Source organism: Microbulbifer aestuariivivens (assembly GCF_039545115.1).
In the GTDB taxonomy this organism is placed as follows: domain Bacteria; phylum Pseudomonadota; class Gammaproteobacteria; order Pseudomonadales; family Cellvibrionaceae; genus Microbulbifer; species Microbulbifer aestuariivivens.
The window spans coordinates 1-13,660 of record NZ_BAABRT010000009.1; the positions used below are offsets into that span (position 1 = coordinate 1).

At 62.6% G+C, this 13,660-nt stretch carries 10 protein-coding genes; 8 read left to right on the plus strand and 2 right to left on the minus strand.

All coding sequences use genetic code 11. From position 1 onward, the window contains the following. Nucleotides 1-882: 882 nt before the first annotated feature. Nucleotides 883-2,826 carry an FTR1 family protein gene (locus tag ABEA58_RS06840; protein ID WP_345550034.1) on the minus strand — a complete coding sequence of 648 codons (1,944 nt, stop codon included), beginning with the start codon at nt 2,824-2,826 and terminating at the stop codon, nt 883-885. A gap of 238 nt (nt 2,827-3,064) precedes the next feature. On the opposite strand from ABEA58_RS06840, the gene ABEA58_RS06845 reads away from it, so the two are divergent. The 7 genes from ABEA58_RS06845 to ABEA58_RS06875 all read left to right on the plus strand — a co-directional run bounded on the left by ABEA58_RS06845 (nt 3,065) and on the right by ABEA58_RS06875 (nt 9,768). After that, nucleotides 3,065-3,544, plus strand: coding sequence for a glutathione peroxidase (locus ABEA58_RS06845; RefSeq protein WP_345550036.1), 480 nt, complete (start codon nt 3,065-3,067; stop codon nt 3,542-3,544). Next, nucleotides 3,544-4,023, plus strand: a complete 480-nt coding sequence (locus ABEA58_RS06850; RefSeq protein WP_345550038.1) for a MarR family winged helix-turn-helix transcriptional regulator — start codon at nt 3,544-3,546, stop codon at nt 4,021-4,023. The genes ABEA58_RS06845 and ABEA58_RS06850 overlap by 1 nt, the downstream gene beginning before the upstream one ends. Nucleotides 4,024-4,370: 347 nt before the next feature. After that, the gene (locus ABEA58_RS06855) at nt 4,371-5,906 is read left to right on the plus strand and encodes a 2-isopropylmalate synthase (RefSeq protein ID WP_345550039.1); all 1,536 of its coding nucleotides are present in this window, start codon (nt 4,371-4,373) and stop codon (nt 5,904-5,906) included. Beyond that, the gene (locus ABEA58_RS06860) at nt 5,906-6,733 is read left to right on the plus strand and encodes a flagellar biosynthesis protein FlhF (protein WP_345550041.1); all 828 of its coding nucleotides are present in this window, start codon (nt 5,906-5,908) and stop codon (nt 6,731-6,733) included. The genes ABEA58_RS06855 and ABEA58_RS06860 overlap by 1 nt, the downstream gene beginning before the upstream one ends. Beyond that, nucleotides 6,730-7,212 carry a ribosomal protein S18-alanine N-acetyltransferase gene (gene rimI / locus ABEA58_RS06865; protein WP_345550042.1) on the plus strand — a complete coding sequence of 161 codons (483 nt, stop codon included), beginning with the start codon at nt 6,730-6,732 and terminating at the stop codon, nt 7,210-7,212. Before ABEA58_RS06860 ends, rimI begins: the two co-directional genes overlap by 4 nt. A 137-nt stretch (nt 7,213-7,349) precedes the next feature. Beyond that, complete coding sequence (locus ABEA58_RS06870; protein ID WP_345550044.1) at nt 7,350-8,729, plus strand: MATE family efflux transporter; 1,380 nt, start codon at nt 7,350-7,352, stop codon at nt 8,727-8,729. 46 nt (nt 8,730-8,775) lie between these two features. Further along, nucleotides 8,776-9,768 (plus strand): alpha/beta hydrolase, encoded by a 993-nt coding sequence (locus ABEA58_RS06875; RefSeq protein WP_345550046.1) that lies wholly within the window; start codon nt 8,776-8,778, stop codon nt 9,766-9,768. 190 nt (nt 9,769-9,958) lie between these two features. On the opposite strand, the gene ABEA58_RS06880 is transcribed toward ABEA58_RS06875, so the two are convergent. Then, the gene (locus ABEA58_RS06880; protein WP_345550048.1) at nt 9,959-11,737 is read right to left on the minus strand and encodes an aminopeptidase P family protein; all 1,779 of its coding nucleotides are present in this window, start codon (nt 11,735-11,737) and stop codon (nt 9,959-9,961) included. A 219-nt stretch (nt 11,738-11,956) separates the two neighbouring features. Here ABEA58_RS06880 and ABEA58_RS06885 point away from each other — a divergent pair, with 219 nt between their 5' ends. Next, nucleotides 11,957-13,540, plus strand: a complete 1,584-nt coding sequence (locus ABEA58_RS06885; RefSeq protein ID WP_345550050.1) for a peptide chain release factor 3 — start codon at nt 11,957-11,959, stop codon at nt 13,538-13,540. The last annotated feature ends 120 nt before the right edge of the window (nt 13,541-13,660 follow it).

Here is a 13,660-nt window from a genome sequence, read left to right on the forward strand (position 1 = left end):
CAGAAGTGAAACGCAACATCGCCGATGGTAGTGTGGGGCTTCCCCATGTGAGAGTAGGTCATCGTCAGGCTTCAAACCCGAAAGGCCGTACAGGTAACTGTACGGCCTTTCTTCTTTTACGCTGAATGGAAATGCATAACCGCTGGGATCAAGGCAGATCATGGCCTTATGCGTGGGCGGATAACCTGGGCGAGGCAAATACTCGTCCCACTCTCGGCTGCGTCTCAGTGCTCATGACAAGTGGCCGTGCCTTGGGGGTCAGCGTCTTCAACGCGCATTAAACGATTAGCGTGAGTAGCACGATTGAAGGGTCGCCCTGCCGGGTGGGCCTTTTTTGTTTGGAAATAAGTTTCCTGCGTTGGCGTACTGCATAGACTTTTCAGTCAACGCTGTAGCCGTAGATAACGAATTTCTTATTTGTAATGTCCTGATACGCGCTCTCTGCAACGCTTATCCGCTTGGCGCTTTTTTCGGCACAGGCTGAAATCTGTTGGGTTTCGGACTTTAGAGCCATTCATCCCAGAGTTATGCACAGCTTCATCCAGAATATCTGTTGGTAACCCGAGCTCTGTATTCTGCTGATGCGCTTGATGAATCGTATTGGGTGAGCTGTCGACTGAATTGCGGGGCTTTAACGGTTCGCTTCACTGATTTCTGCTTGGTGTTCTTGGGGGGCTTTGCGCTGGTTTTAACCAGTAGGCGCGTGATCTCTGACGGTTTTTGCCGAGCTTTGCACTGTATCTTGCTCCAGCAACTTGCCATGCATGAAAGCGCTGGATGGAAGTGCAGGCATAAAAAAGCCCCGGGTGCGGGGCTTTGAGGCGCGAGCGAATCTGTCATCTACCATAAGCGTCCCTCGGGATCGCACATGGCAAGCAATGCTTACGCTGTTGCGGCCCCTGTCGCTCTGGGGCGGCTGCGCAACCATAGCCAGGCTGTCGCTGCCAGAATCATGGCCTGCAGTCCGATACCCTCCCAGGTAGAGTGGAGGCCGAGCCAGCTTAATGAGAAATCGAAGGGCAACGCAGTAATCGGCATCAGGGCTGCTTCCTGCAGCGCTGCGACGGCTTTGCCGGCGAGGACGAAGGAGAGCGCAAGCAGTATCAGGGTGGTCACGGCAAAGAATTTACCGATTGGCAGCCGTGTGGAGTAGCGGACCATGACCCAGCCGAATCCGCTCAGCAGGATGACCGCAGTGACGAAGCCGCTCCAGAGTGCAGTGCTCTGTTGCGCGTCGGTCTGTGAAGAGAGGGCCTGGTAGAAAAGAATCGTCTCGAAGATCTCCCGGTAGACCGCCACAAAAGTCAGGCCCGCAATACCCCATAGTGTGCCGGTGCTGAGGCTACGGTTGATACGCTCGCTAATATAGCGTTGCCACTGATCCGCTTGGGTCTTGCTGTGCATCCAGAAGCCCACCCAGAACAGTACCGCCGCAGCCAGCAGTGCGGCAACACCCTCCATAATCTCGCGGCTGGCACCGCTTATCGTGACCAGGTAAGTGGCGGTGATCCAGGTCAGTCCTCCCGCAGCAAACGCGCTGATCCAGCCCAGATGTACGTAACGCACGGCATCGTTGCGGCCGGTTTTAAGAAGAATGGTGGTCAAAGCGATGACCACGAGCAGAGCCTCGAGGCCCTCGCGCAACAGGATCAGCAGGCTTGCCAGAAATACAGCTACGTCGGACAACTGTTCACTGTCTACCGTTACCTGAGCCTCCACGAGGCGTTCAAGGGTGGCCAGCACTTGCGTTTCCACAACAGTGGGATCGCTGCTGCCATTCAGTTGCGAGCGAATGGCGAGCAAGTCGCGCTCGATGGAGCGGCGCAGGTCAGGAGAGTGGGAGTCGATGCTGCTTTCCGCCAGTTCAAAACCATCCAGATAGGCGCTGATGGCCAGTGATCGAGCCGTCTGGAAATCTCCCTGCTGGTATGCGCTGTAGGCACTCTGTAGCTGAGTCTGGGCATGTTCAATAGGTCGAGTAGCGCCAGAATGAGAGGCCTTTTTGAAGAGGGGGGTGGGGTCCGCCCGCAGTGCCGCGATATCCGCAGCGCTCAGTTGTGGGTATTTCTCCTGCAGAAGCCGGGGGCTGTACATGACCAGCTGTTCCAGCGTCAGGGCTACCTGCCTGTCGCTCTCCGGTTCGGGTGCGGCAAATGCCAGCCCGCCCACATAAAAGGCCAGTGACCAGCGCTCCTCGTCAGACAGGTCGGTAAAGGCGGTCATGGATGTTCCTTCGAGACCGGCGCTGATGGCGTCGTAAAGGCCGAGCAGGGAGCGGTTTTCCGCCCGCGCGCGATCGAAAAAATCGACCGGCGGCGGGTCCAGCTGTGCCGCGAGAGGGCCATCACCCATCCCGCTTTGTCCATGGCAGGCCGCGCAGTTTTGCTGGTAGAGAGACACCGTATCTTTGGTATCCAGCAGGGCGGCTGGCAGTGACAGGGCCGGTGCCAGTTTCAGCAGGTTGTCGCGAAGTCGCGAGCTGTGGCCCTTAACGATTTGGGCGGGTGCCTTGCCCTGAATGGCTTCCTGCAGAGCCTGTGTTGCGGCGCGCAGTGTGCTTGTCTCCGGTGCGTCCGGCAGGCGCGCGACCGTATCGAGGAGTAGCTGGGAGAATTCCTCCATCTCCGCATATTCACCGACGTTGATGATTTTGCCATCGGAGACGGCCTCCGGGTAATCGACACCAATGTACTCGGCCACCTGCATCAGCTGGCGCAGCTGCTGGGGCGTGACGGGCTTGCCGCTGTCGGTTGCCAGGGCCTGCTGGACCAGCAGCAGGGTGATGATCAGTGCAAATAAACAGTGGAAACAGCGGGTGAGGTGCATGGACTCTCTGCTCTTGTGGGGCTCGCTGGGACAGCGGGGCCAAAGGTGGCAATATTATTGATAACTATTCTCAGTTTAAAGCCCGGGCAGTGTGCCGGCGGCTTTTGGCGGGAATCTATTCTAATCCGGGGACGGTAAAGCGATAAAAGGCAAATAAAAGCGTTGTAATGGCGAGGCGAGGGTTGATGGATAGGTTGCCACCAATTAAATTGTGCGCAACATAAAAAGGAGGAGAGGCATGAGTAATCTGTACGATAAGACGCTGAAGACCCAGGATGGCCGCGAGACCACGCTGGAAGAGCATGCCGGCAAGGTGCTGCTGATTGTGAATACGGCCAGTAAGTGTGGGTTCACCCCCCAGTACGAAGGGCTGGAGGCGCTGTACCAGAAATACCGCGAGCGGGGGCTCGAGGTGCTCGGCTTTCCCTGCAATCAGTTTGGCAAGCAGGAACCGGGTACTGATGAGGAAATCCAGTCTTTCTGCGAGCTGAATTATGGTGTCAGCTTCCCCATGTACTCCAAGGTGGAAGTAAATGGTGATGGTGAGCACCCACTCTTCCGCGAGCTCAAGAAAGAGGCGCCCGGACTGCTGGGCACCGAGGCGGTCAAGTGGAACTTCACCAAGTTCCTGGTGAACCGCGATGGGCAGGTAGTGAAGCGTTTCGCGCCCAAAGACAAGCCCGAATCACTGGAGGCGGAAATCGAGGCGCTGCTCTGATGACAGCCCCCGGGTCACAGCCGGTTGTCCCGTGCGAGAGCGATGACCCGCTCGCGCTGGGCAACCAGCTCTGCTTCGCTCTCTACGCCGCCTCCAGGGCGGTGACGCGGGCTTACCAGCCGATGTTGCGGGAGCTTGGCATTACCTATCCGCAATATCTGGTGCTGCTCGTCCTGTGGCCCTGGGACCGGGAGTGCGACGGGCCCGCCACGGTGGGTGCGCTCGGGCGCAAGCTGCTGCTGGATTCGGGCACCCTCACGCCACTGCTGAAGAGAATGGAAAGCGCGGGGCTGTTGCAGCGGCGTCGCAGTGCCGCTGACGAGCGCGTCACCGAATTGATGCTGACCGACGACGGGCGCAACCTTGAGGGGCGCACACGGGACTGGTTGCGCGGCTCTGCGCGTGCCGGCGGGCTGGCCAGGGAGGATTTGATTGAACTGCGCCGGCGCCTCTGGCAGCTGATTGGCGAGCTGGGGTAGTCAACCTTCCTTAGGATGATTTTTCTCTAGGGTCGTCCACAAGGCATTTGCATCCCTTTAATTTTGCAAATATAGCCGTTTGTTAGGATGGTTATTGATCTGTGTTGCCGCTGCCTCTATAGTCGGCAGTCAAGACACAGATTGATACCGACCATCGCCATGCACGCTGTAAAGCTCGCTTTCTGGCTCCGTTGCCGACCCACCGCGCCGATCCTGCGACTAGCCCGTCGTGGCAGATAATTTTATTTCTAACCCTTCCGGCAGAATTCCACACTTTATCTTGATCAGCGCGTAGACAGCGGCGCAGGCCCTGTTTAGCCTCGGTCCTGATGAGGAGATGAGCACCGATGAGCACCAATAAAGATAAATTAGTTATTTTCGACACCACGCTCCGGGACGGCGAGCAGAGCCCCGGCGCCTCCATGACCAAAGACGAGAAGATCCGCATTGCGCGTATGCTGGAACGCATGCGTGTAGACGTGATCGAAGCGGGTTTCGCCATCGCCAGCCAGGGCGACTTCGAGGCGGTGCAGGCGGTCGCCGAGACTATCAAGGATTCGCGGGTCTGCAGCCTCGCCCGCGCAGTCGGCCCGGACATCATCCGTGCCGGCGAAGCTCTCAAGAAGGCCAATGCCTCGCGTATCCATACCTTTATCGCCACCTCGCCGATTCATATGCAGTACAAGCTGCAGATGCAGCCGGAACAGGTGCTGGAGCAGGCGGTGGCGGCGGTCAAGCACGCGCGCCAGTTTACCGACGATGTGGAGTTCTCCCTTGAGGACGGCAGCCGCTCCGAGCCGGAGTTCATGTACCGCATCATCGAGGCGGTGATTGCGGCTGGTGCCGGCACCATCAATATCCCGGATACCGTCGGCTATGGTGAGCCGGCCGAGTATGGGGCCATGTTCCGCCGCGTGATCGAGAATGTGCCCAACTCCGACAAGGCCATTTTCTCCACCCACTGTCATAACGACCTCGGCCTGGCGGTGGCCAACTCCCTGTCCGCGGTGATGAACGGCGTGCGGCAGGTGGAGTGCACCATCAACGGCCTCGGCGAGCGGGCCGGCAACGCCTCCCTGGAGGAAATCGTGATGGCGGTGCGCACCCGACAGGACGTGTACCCGGTGGAGACCCGTATCGACGCCAGCCATATCGTGCCCACCTCGCGGCTGGTGTCGTCCATCACCGGTTTCCCGGTGCAGCCGAACAAGGCCATTGTCGGTGCCAACGCTTTTGCCCACGAGTCCGGCATTCACCAGGACGGCGTGCTCAAGCACCGCGAAACCTATGAAATCATGAGCGCCGAGGATGTGGGCTGGGGTCAGAACCGTCTGGTGCTCGGCAAGCACTCCGGCCGCGCCGCGGTCAAAGCGCGCTATGAAGAGCTTGGGGTCAGCTTCGAGGACCCGGCCGAGTTCCAGCTCGTGTTCCAGCGATTCAAGGATCTGGCGGACAAAAAACACGAGATCTTTGACGAGGATCTGCAGTCCATCCTCACCGGTGCCGAAGCACCGGTTGAACACTACCAGCTGGCTTCTCTCGATGTGCGCAGTCGCAGCGGCAGCCGCCCGCAGGCGCAGTTGCGGCTGGTGATCGAGGGCGCCGAAGTGAGCGCAGAGGCGGATGGCAGCGGCCCGGTGGATGCCACCTTCAAGGCCATCGAGTCGGTGGTCAACAGCAAGGCCGACCTGAAGCTCTACTCGGTGAACGCGGTTACCCAGGGCACCGATTCCCAGGGCAGTGTCACCGTGCGCCTGGAGCGCGATGGTCGCCTCGTCAATGGCGTCGGCGCGGACACTGATATTCTGGTGGCCTCCGCCCAGGCTTATCTCGACGCGCTCAACCTGCTCGCCAGTGGCCAGCGCAAGCACCAGGGCGTCTGATGCACGAGTTACACCGCGCCGAGTATCTGCAGGCACTGGGAATTCCCAGCTACGTGCCCCGCTATGTACTGCCGCTGGCGCCCGCGCCGCGACAGGCGCAGTTGCCGGTGGCTGAAGCCGCGCCGCAGAATCCTCTGCCGCGCAGCGCCGACCAGATCCTCGACTCGGTGAGGCGACAGGCGCAGCCTGAGGCGCAGTCGCCCCAGTCGGCGCATGGACAGACGCAGGGCGGCTTGGTGGCGCCAGCGCGGGAAACCGCGCCGCAGGTGGCCCGCGAGCTGGAATCGCTGGTGGCGGATACCCGTCCGCCGGCCGCCGTGACGGAAAGCCGCGCTGAGCCGCTGGTCGCTGCCGAGCCGTTAACCCAGGTCGCCCCCTTCGTGCTCAGCTGCTGGTGGATCGGCGACGAGGTGCTGGCGGTTGACAGCCGTGAGCCGGGAGTGGCGCTGCCGGTGGAAGCGCTGTTCAACAACATGGTGCGCGCGCTGGGCTGGCAGGATCTCCCCCGTGAGCAGGAGCGCCTGCGCTGGCCGATGGCGGAGAACCGCTTCGCCGCCGCCGCCAGTGCCAGCGATGCCCGCGATACCTGTTCCATCTGGCTGGAAGCCGCCAGTGCGCGCCGACCGGTGAAAAGCATCTGGCTGATGGGGCAGCAGGCGCGCGACTTCTGTGCGCCGGTTGCCCTTGAGGGCGATGTGACCGCCTGGAACAACCTTCACCTGCTGGCGATGCCCAGCCTGTCCGAATTGCTGCAGGCGCCGGCGCGCAAACGCGAAGTGTGGCAGTTGCTGCAGCGTCTCTATCCCGAGCAGACCCGCGCCCGGTGAGTGCCGATTCCCTGAGCCTGCCGCAAGCGCCGGGAGCCGGACTTCGCCCGGCGGCGGAAAGCGACTGCGCCGCGCTGGCGGCACTGGCACGCAGCGCCCATTCCCATCCCTGGTCCGAGCGCCAGTACCTCGACAGCGTGCGGGAAGGCCACCAGTGCTGGCTGCTGGCCGCGGCCGATGGTTCGGCGCTGGCCAGTTGCGTATTGATGCCACTGCCGCAGGCCTTCGAGGTGCTGGATGTGGCGGTGGCCCCGCAGTGCCGGCGGCGCGGTATCGCCCGCGCTGTGCTGCAGACGCTGATCGCGCGCCTGCCGACCGACACGGAATCCGTGCTGCTGGAGGTGCGCACCGGCAACACCGGGGCGCGGGCGCTTTACCGCAGCCTCGGCTTCCGCGAAGATGGCGTGCGTCGCAACTACTATCCGGCGGCCAACGGTGCCAGGGAAGACGCGGTTCTGATGACCCTGTCACTGGGCTGAGCACCGCCCTGACACTCCGTTCGCGGCACCAGCTGCGCGCCTGACGCTGTGCTGCATCGCAGCCCGGCGGTGTCAATTCAGGTAGCCCAGGCGCCCAAGCAGCAACCCAAGCAAAAATAACAATCGAACAATATTCCATGGCCAGAACCGCGCGAAACCCATCACTCACCGAAGGTCCTGTAGCCGGGCACCTGCACCGCCTTGCCCTGCCGATGGTGTGGGGCGTGCTCGCCACCATGTCGTTCAACGCGGTGGATACCTATTTTGTGGCGCAACTGGGCAGCGCGCCGCTGGCGGCAATGAGCTTCAGTTTCCCGGTGGTGATGGTGATCAACAGTTTTGCCATCGGCCTCGGTGCCGGTACCTCCTCGGCGGTGGCCAGGGCCTACGGCGCCGGCAATACCAGCGAGCTGCGCCGGCTGATTACCGATGCGGCACTGCTGGCGCTGCTGATCGCCATCGCCATCAGCGTCATCGGCCTGCTCACCATCGATCCCCTGTTCCGGCTGCTGGGCGCCGGCGACGAGATGCTGCCGCTGATCTCCGAATACATGGTGATCTGGTACCTGGGGGCGGTGTTCGCCGTGGTGCCCATGGTGGCCCTTTCCGCCCTGCGCGGGGTGGGCAACAGCGCCATCACCGGCCGCATCATGGTGGGGGTGGCGGTGCTCAACCTGATACTCGACCCGCTGCTGATTTTTGGCCTGCTGGGCTTTCCGCGGCTGGAGCTGCAGGGGGCGGCGCTGTCCACGGTTATCGCCCGCGGCCTGAGTTTTATCGCCGTTTTCTATTACCTGGCTGTGCGTGTACAGCTGTTCGCCCCGCCGACGAAAACCCTGGCCGGCTTGCTGGCCTCCTGGCGCGCGGTGCTGGCGGTGGGGCTGCCGGCCATCGCCACCAATGTGCTGATCCCCATGGCCGGCGGCGTGGTGGTGGCGCTGGTGGCGGTGCACGGCGCCGAGGCGGTGGCCGGCCTCGGTGTCGCGCTGCGGGTCGAGCCGCTGGCGCTGATTGTGTTTTACGCGCTGTCGTCGGTGGTGGGGCCGTTTGTGGGGCAGAACGCCGGGGCCGGAAAGCCCGGGCGCATGGAGGAGACCGTGAGCGTGCTGACCCGCTTCTGCTGCGGCTTCGGCCTGTGCCTGGCGCTGGTGTTGTTCCTGCTGGCGGAGCCGGTGGCGGGACTGTTCAGCGACTCCCCCGAAGTGCTGGCGGTGGCGGTGGCCTACCTGACCCTGGTGCCGTTCAGCTATGCCGGCTACGGTATCGTGATGACCGGCAGCGCCGCTTTCAACGGGCTGGGGCGGCCGCTGCCGGCCACCGTGATCTCATTCCTGCGGGTGTTGGGTGTCTACCTGCCGCTGGCGTGGGCGGGCAACCAGCTGTGGGGCATTCCCGGGCTGTTTGCCGCCACGGCGGCCGCCAACCTGATCGTCGGCGCTCTCGGCTGGTGGTGGCTGCGGCGCACGGTGGGTGAGTATCGCGATTCGATGGTCGCCAGTGAGGAGCGCCTCGCCTAGCGCCAGCCCGCGACAGGCATAACCACAATCAACAGGAGAGTTGCCGATGGCTGTTCTTTTTCGCGCATTTGTTCTGGCGCTGCTTTTTGGCGTAGCTGCCCCGCTGGCGGTGGCGGAGCCATCTACAGCAGACAATCCCTTCGACCGATACCCGCTGCGCTTTGTCAGCATCGACGATGTCGCCATCGCCTATCAGGATATGGGGCCGCGGGATGCCGAGCCGGTGCTCCTGATCATGGGGCTCGGGGCGCAAATGCTGCACTGGGGCGATACCCTGGTGCAGGGGCTGCTGGATCGCGGTTTTCGCGTGGTGCTGCTGGATAACCGCGATGCGGGACTGTCGCAGAAGTTCTACGAGCTGCCGGCGCCGCCGGTATGGTGGACGGGGCTGAAGGACCGCATCGGCGTCAATGCCGGGGTGCCCTATACCCTGAGTGATATGGCCGCCGATGCGGCGGGCCTGCTGCAGCAGCTGGATATTGAGCGCGCCCATGTGGTGGGGGCCTCCATGGGCGGCATGATCGCGCAGGTGATGGCGGCTGAGCACCCGCAGCGGGTGCGCAGTCTCACGTCGATCATGTCCAGCTCCGGTGCGCCGGAACTGCCGGAGCCGCAGCCGCAGGCGGTGAAGGCGCTGGCCAGTGCGGCGGATCCAGCGGACTCGCGCCGGGAAATGATTGAGCGCGGTGTGGCCATCACCCGCGCCATCGGCTCCCCGGAATTTTTCGACGAGGCCGTCGCCCGCAATGTGACGGAGCGGGTGATTAATCGCGGAGCCTATGGCGACGGCATGCTGCGGCAGTTTCAGGCCATCGTCGCCAGCGGCGACCGCTCGTCGCTGCTGCGGGGTATCACCGCGCCGACACTGGTGATTCACGGCGAGGCCGACCCGCTGCTGCCCGTGGGGCACGGCCGCGACACCGCGGAAAAAATTCCCTCCGCCCGCTTCGCGCCGATTGCCGGCATGGCCCACGGCCTGGAGCCAGTAACCAGCGAGCGGGTGCTGGAAGTGCTGGTGCCGTTTCTGCGGGAGCACTGACGGGCATTTGCAGGGGCCTTCCAGGGCCCCTTTTCTCTCTCTTTGCTTCCCCCTTTCTACTTCCCCCTCTCCATCTCCCTTTCTACTTTCCTCTTGCCGTTACCCTTTCTATCCCCGCTTTTGCGCCGCTCTTGCGCCCTTTGCATGGCCCGGCCCCTGTTGCGGGGGCTTCACGGGCTCTCTGTCGGGTTCAGATCTCAGCGGTGGCCTGCTGGAGCCAGGCCTGCGTGTTCTCGTTGACCAGCGGCAGCAGGGTGTCGCGCACCCGCCGGTGGTAGGCGTTCAGCCACTCAAGTTCCGCAGGCGTCAGCAATGCCTTGTCAATCAGTCGGCGTTCAATGGGCGCGAGGGTCAGCGCCTCGAATTCCAGAAAGCCTGAGTGCTGCTCGCTCTCCCTGACGAAGATCAGGTTCTCGATGCGGATGCCGTAGTGGCCGGTGAGGTAAAAGCCCGGCTCGTTGGAGAGGATCATGCCCGCCTCGAGCGCCACGTTGGTATTGACCTTGCCGATGCGCTGCGGGCCTTCATGCACCGACAGGAAGCTGCCGACCCCGTGGCCGGTGCCGTGGGCGTAGTCGAGGCCGGCGTCCCACAGCGCCTTGCGGGCAAAGGCGTCGATCTGTTCACCGCAGGTGCCGGCGGGAAAGCGCAGGGTGGCGATGGCGATATGGCCTTTCAGTACCCGGGTAAAGTGATCCCGCGCCTGCTCGGGGAAGTCCCCAAGAGCCACCGTGCGGGTGACATCGGTGGTGCCGTCCGGGTACTGGCCACCGGAGTCGATCAGGTAAATGCCCTCGGCTTTCATCGGCAGGCTGGACGCGGGGCTGACCCGGTAGTGCACGATGGCGCCGTTGGGGCCGTAACCGGAGATGGAATCGAAGCTGTCGTCAGTGAAGCCCTCGCGCTGTTCGCGCTTGGCGCGCAGCAGTTGCACCGCTTCCAGTTCGCCAAAGCTGTCGTCGGCGCTGGCTTTGTTGATCGCCTGCGGCAGTTCCGCCAGAAATTCGCACAGGGCCGCGCCGTCGCGCTCGTGGGCGGCGCGGCTGCCGGCCAGCTCCACGGCGTTTTTGCGCGCCTTGGCGCCGGTGATGGGGTCGCGATCCAGAATCAGCTCCAGTTCCATGGCGCGCAGCTGCTGCAGTGTCCAGCAGTTGGTTAGTTGCGGGTCCACCCAGATGCGCGCCAGGTGCTGGCGGCGGGCCTCGGCAAACAGCTCCGCCTTGTCATGCACCAGCGCCACCTCGCTGCCGAGGTGCTCGCGCAGGGCGTCAGTGGTGGCGGCCGCGGCCAGGTACAGGGTGGCGCTGCCATCCCGGTAGAGCAGGGCGCAGCAGAGGGCCACCGGCAGGTGGGGGATATCGCTGCCGCGAATATTGAACAGCCAGGCGCACACTTCGGGGTTGGCCAGCCACAGGGCGTCGGCCCGCTTGTCATCGAGCAGCTCGGCGATGCGGCGGCGCTTGGCGTGAGAGGATTCGCCGGCAAAAACCTCCGGGTGCGGGCGGGCCGGGCCGGAAGGGATTGCAGGGCGGTCGCTCCAGAGGGTGTCGATGGGATTGCTGTCCAGCGGCTGCAGGCGGATATCCCGCTCTGCCAGGCGCTGTTTCAGCATCTCCAGGCCGGGTTCCGTGTGCAGGCGCGGGTCGAAACCGAGGGCATCACCGGTCTTGAGGTTGTCACACAGCCAGGCGCTGATGGCGGAGGGGGACAGGCTCTGCTGTTGCAGCGGCTGGTCGCCGATCTGCTGCTGGGCCTGCAGGGTGTAGCGGCCATCCACAAACAGGGCGGCCTGGTCATTGGCGAGGGCGGCGAGCCCGGCGGAGCCGGTGAAACCGGTGAGCCAGGCGAGGCGCTCCTCCGACGGGGGCACATATTCGTTCTGGTACTCGTCGCCCCGTGGCACCAGAAAGCCCTGCACTCCCTGGCGTTGCAGTTCTTCCCGCAGGGCGCGCAAACGCTCAAGACTCATGGTTCACCTCTTTGTCGTATTGAGAGTTGTCGTGTTGAGAGTTCAGTTTTCGCTTCCAACTTTGGCTTGCCGGTGGCAACAGGCTCATCGAGACCGCCGCTTTAGCGGCGGAATGGATGGCCAAAACCGCAGTCTAACAGCCCCAGCGGAGCCCGCCGGCGTGTATAATGCCCGGCTTGTTTTTTGTGCAGATCTGCCGAGTTACCGAATTTAAAGATTATGGGCCATAGCTCCTCCCTGGCGGGTATTGGCGGCCGCCGTACCTTCGCCATTATTTCCCACCCGGACGCCGGTAAAACCACCGTGACCGAGAAGCTGCTGTTGTTCGGGAACGCCATCCAGCTGGCCGGTTCCGTCAAGGGCAAGAAGGGCCCCCACGCCCGCTCCGACTGGATGACCATGGAGCAGGAGCGGGGTATCTCCGTGACCTCCTCGGTGATGCAGTTCCCGTATAAGCAGCGCGTGGTCAACCTGCTGGATACTCCCGGTCACGAGGACTTCTCCGAGGATACCTACCGGGTGTTGACTGCGGTGGACTCCGCGCTGATGGTGATCGATGGCGCCAAGGGCGTCGAGGATCGCACCATCAAACTGATGAACGTGTGCCGCCTGCGCACCACGCCGATCCTGTCGTTTATCAACAAGCTCGACCGCGATATCCGCGACCCCATCGAGGTGATGGATGAGATCGAGGAAGTGCTGAATATCCAGGCCGCGCCGATCAACTGGCCGCTGGGCTCCGGGCAGCACTTCAAGGGCGTCTACAACCTGTACACCGACACCATTCACGTGTTCAAACAGGGCCAGGGCCACACCATCCCCGACGATATTCAGATTCAAGGGCTGGACTCCGCAGAGGCCAGCGCGCTGCTGGGCGACGATGCCGAGGATATTCGCGAAGAGATCGAGCTGGTGCGCGGCGCCACCCATGAGTTCGACCTGCAAGCCTACCTGGCCGGCAAGCTCACGCCGGTATTTTTTGGCACCGCGCTCGGCAACTTTGGTGTGCGCGAAATGCTGGATGGTTTTGTCGAGTGGGCGCCGGGCCCGCAGCCGCGCGAAACCCAGGAGCGCACCGTGCAGCCCGCCGAGGAAAAATTCAGCGGTTTCGTGTTCAAGATCCAGGCGAACATGGACCCCAAGCACCGCGACCGCATCGCCTTTATGCGCGTGTGTTCCGGCACCTACCACCGCGGCATGAAAATGAAACATGTGCGGATCGGCAAGGATGTGAAAATCGCCGATGCGGTAACCTTTATGGCCGGTGACCGCACCCACGTGGAGGAGGCTATCGCCGGCGATATCATCGGTCTGCACAATCACGGCACCATCCAGATTGGCGATGCCTTCACCGAGGGCGAAAGCCTCAAGTTCACCGGCATCCCCAACTTTGCCCCGGAACTTTTCCGCCGTATTCGCCTGAAAGACCCCTTGAAGCTGAAGCAGCTGCAGAAAGGTTTGCAGCAGTTGTCCGAGGAGGGTTCCACCCAGGTATTCTTCCCGCTGGACAACAACGACATCATCGTTGGCGCGGTGGGGGTGTTGCAGTTTGAAGTGGTGGCCTACCGCCTCAAAGATGAGTACAAGGTGGAAGCCGTTTACGAAAGCGTGAACGTGAATACCGCCCGCTGGGTCGACAGTGAAAACGCCAAAGAGCTGGACCAGTTCAGGCGCAAGAACAGCGCCAACCTGGCCCTGGACGGCTCCGGGCACCTCACCTATCTGGCACCAACGCGGGTCAACCTCTCGCTGGCGGAGGAGCGCAATCCGGATATCCGCTTCTACGCCACCCGCGAGCACTGATCAGCGTTTAGGTTTTTTACGCGGCGATCGCCGGGGTCGCCGCCAATCGATAGCAGAGACTTTGAGTATGTTATCTGGAAGCAGAAAGCCGCCTAGCGGGTCGTCATTCGCGAGAAGAAT

What these genes read in the sequence shown, in the direction of transcription:
- ABEA58_RS06880 (WP_345550048.1), bottom strand. Translation starts at nt 11,737, where the DNA reads ATGAGTCTTGAGCGTTTGCGCGCCCTGCGGGAAGAACTGCAACGCCAG.
- ABEA58_RS06845 (WP_345550036.1), top strand. Translation starts at nt 3,065, where the DNA reads ATGAGTAATCTGTACGATAAGACGCTGAAGACCCAGGATGGCCGCGAG.
- ABEA58_RS06850 (WP_345550038.1), top strand. Translation starts at nt 3,544, where the DNA reads ATGACAGCCCCCGGGTCACAGCCGGTTGTCCCGTGCGAGAGCGATGAC.
- ABEA58_RS06855 (WP_345550039.1), top strand. Translation starts at nt 4,371, where the DNA reads ATGAGCACCAATAAAGATAAATTAGTTATTTTCGACACCACGCTCCGG.
- ABEA58_RS06840 (WP_345550034.1), bottom strand. Translation starts at nt 2,826, where the DNA reads ATGCACCTCACCCGCTGTTTCCACTGTTTATTTGCACTGATCATCACC.
- ABEA58_RS06885 (WP_345550050.1), top strand. Translation starts at nt 11,957, where the DNA reads ATGGGCCATAGCTCCTCCCTGGCGGGTATTGGCGGCCGCCGTACCTTC.
- ABEA58_RS06875 (WP_345550046.1), top strand. Translation starts at nt 8,776, where the DNA reads ATGGCTGTTCTTTTTCGCGCATTTGTTCTGGCGCTGCTTTTTGGCGTA.
- ABEA58_RS06860 (WP_345550041.1), top strand. Translation starts at nt 5,906, where the DNA reads ATGCACGAGTTACACCGCGCCGAGTATCTGCAGGCACTGGGAATTCCC.
- ABEA58_RS06870 (WP_345550044.1), top strand. Translation starts at nt 7,350, where the DNA reads ATGGCCAGAACCGCGCGAAACCCATCACTCACCGAAGGTCCTGTAGCC.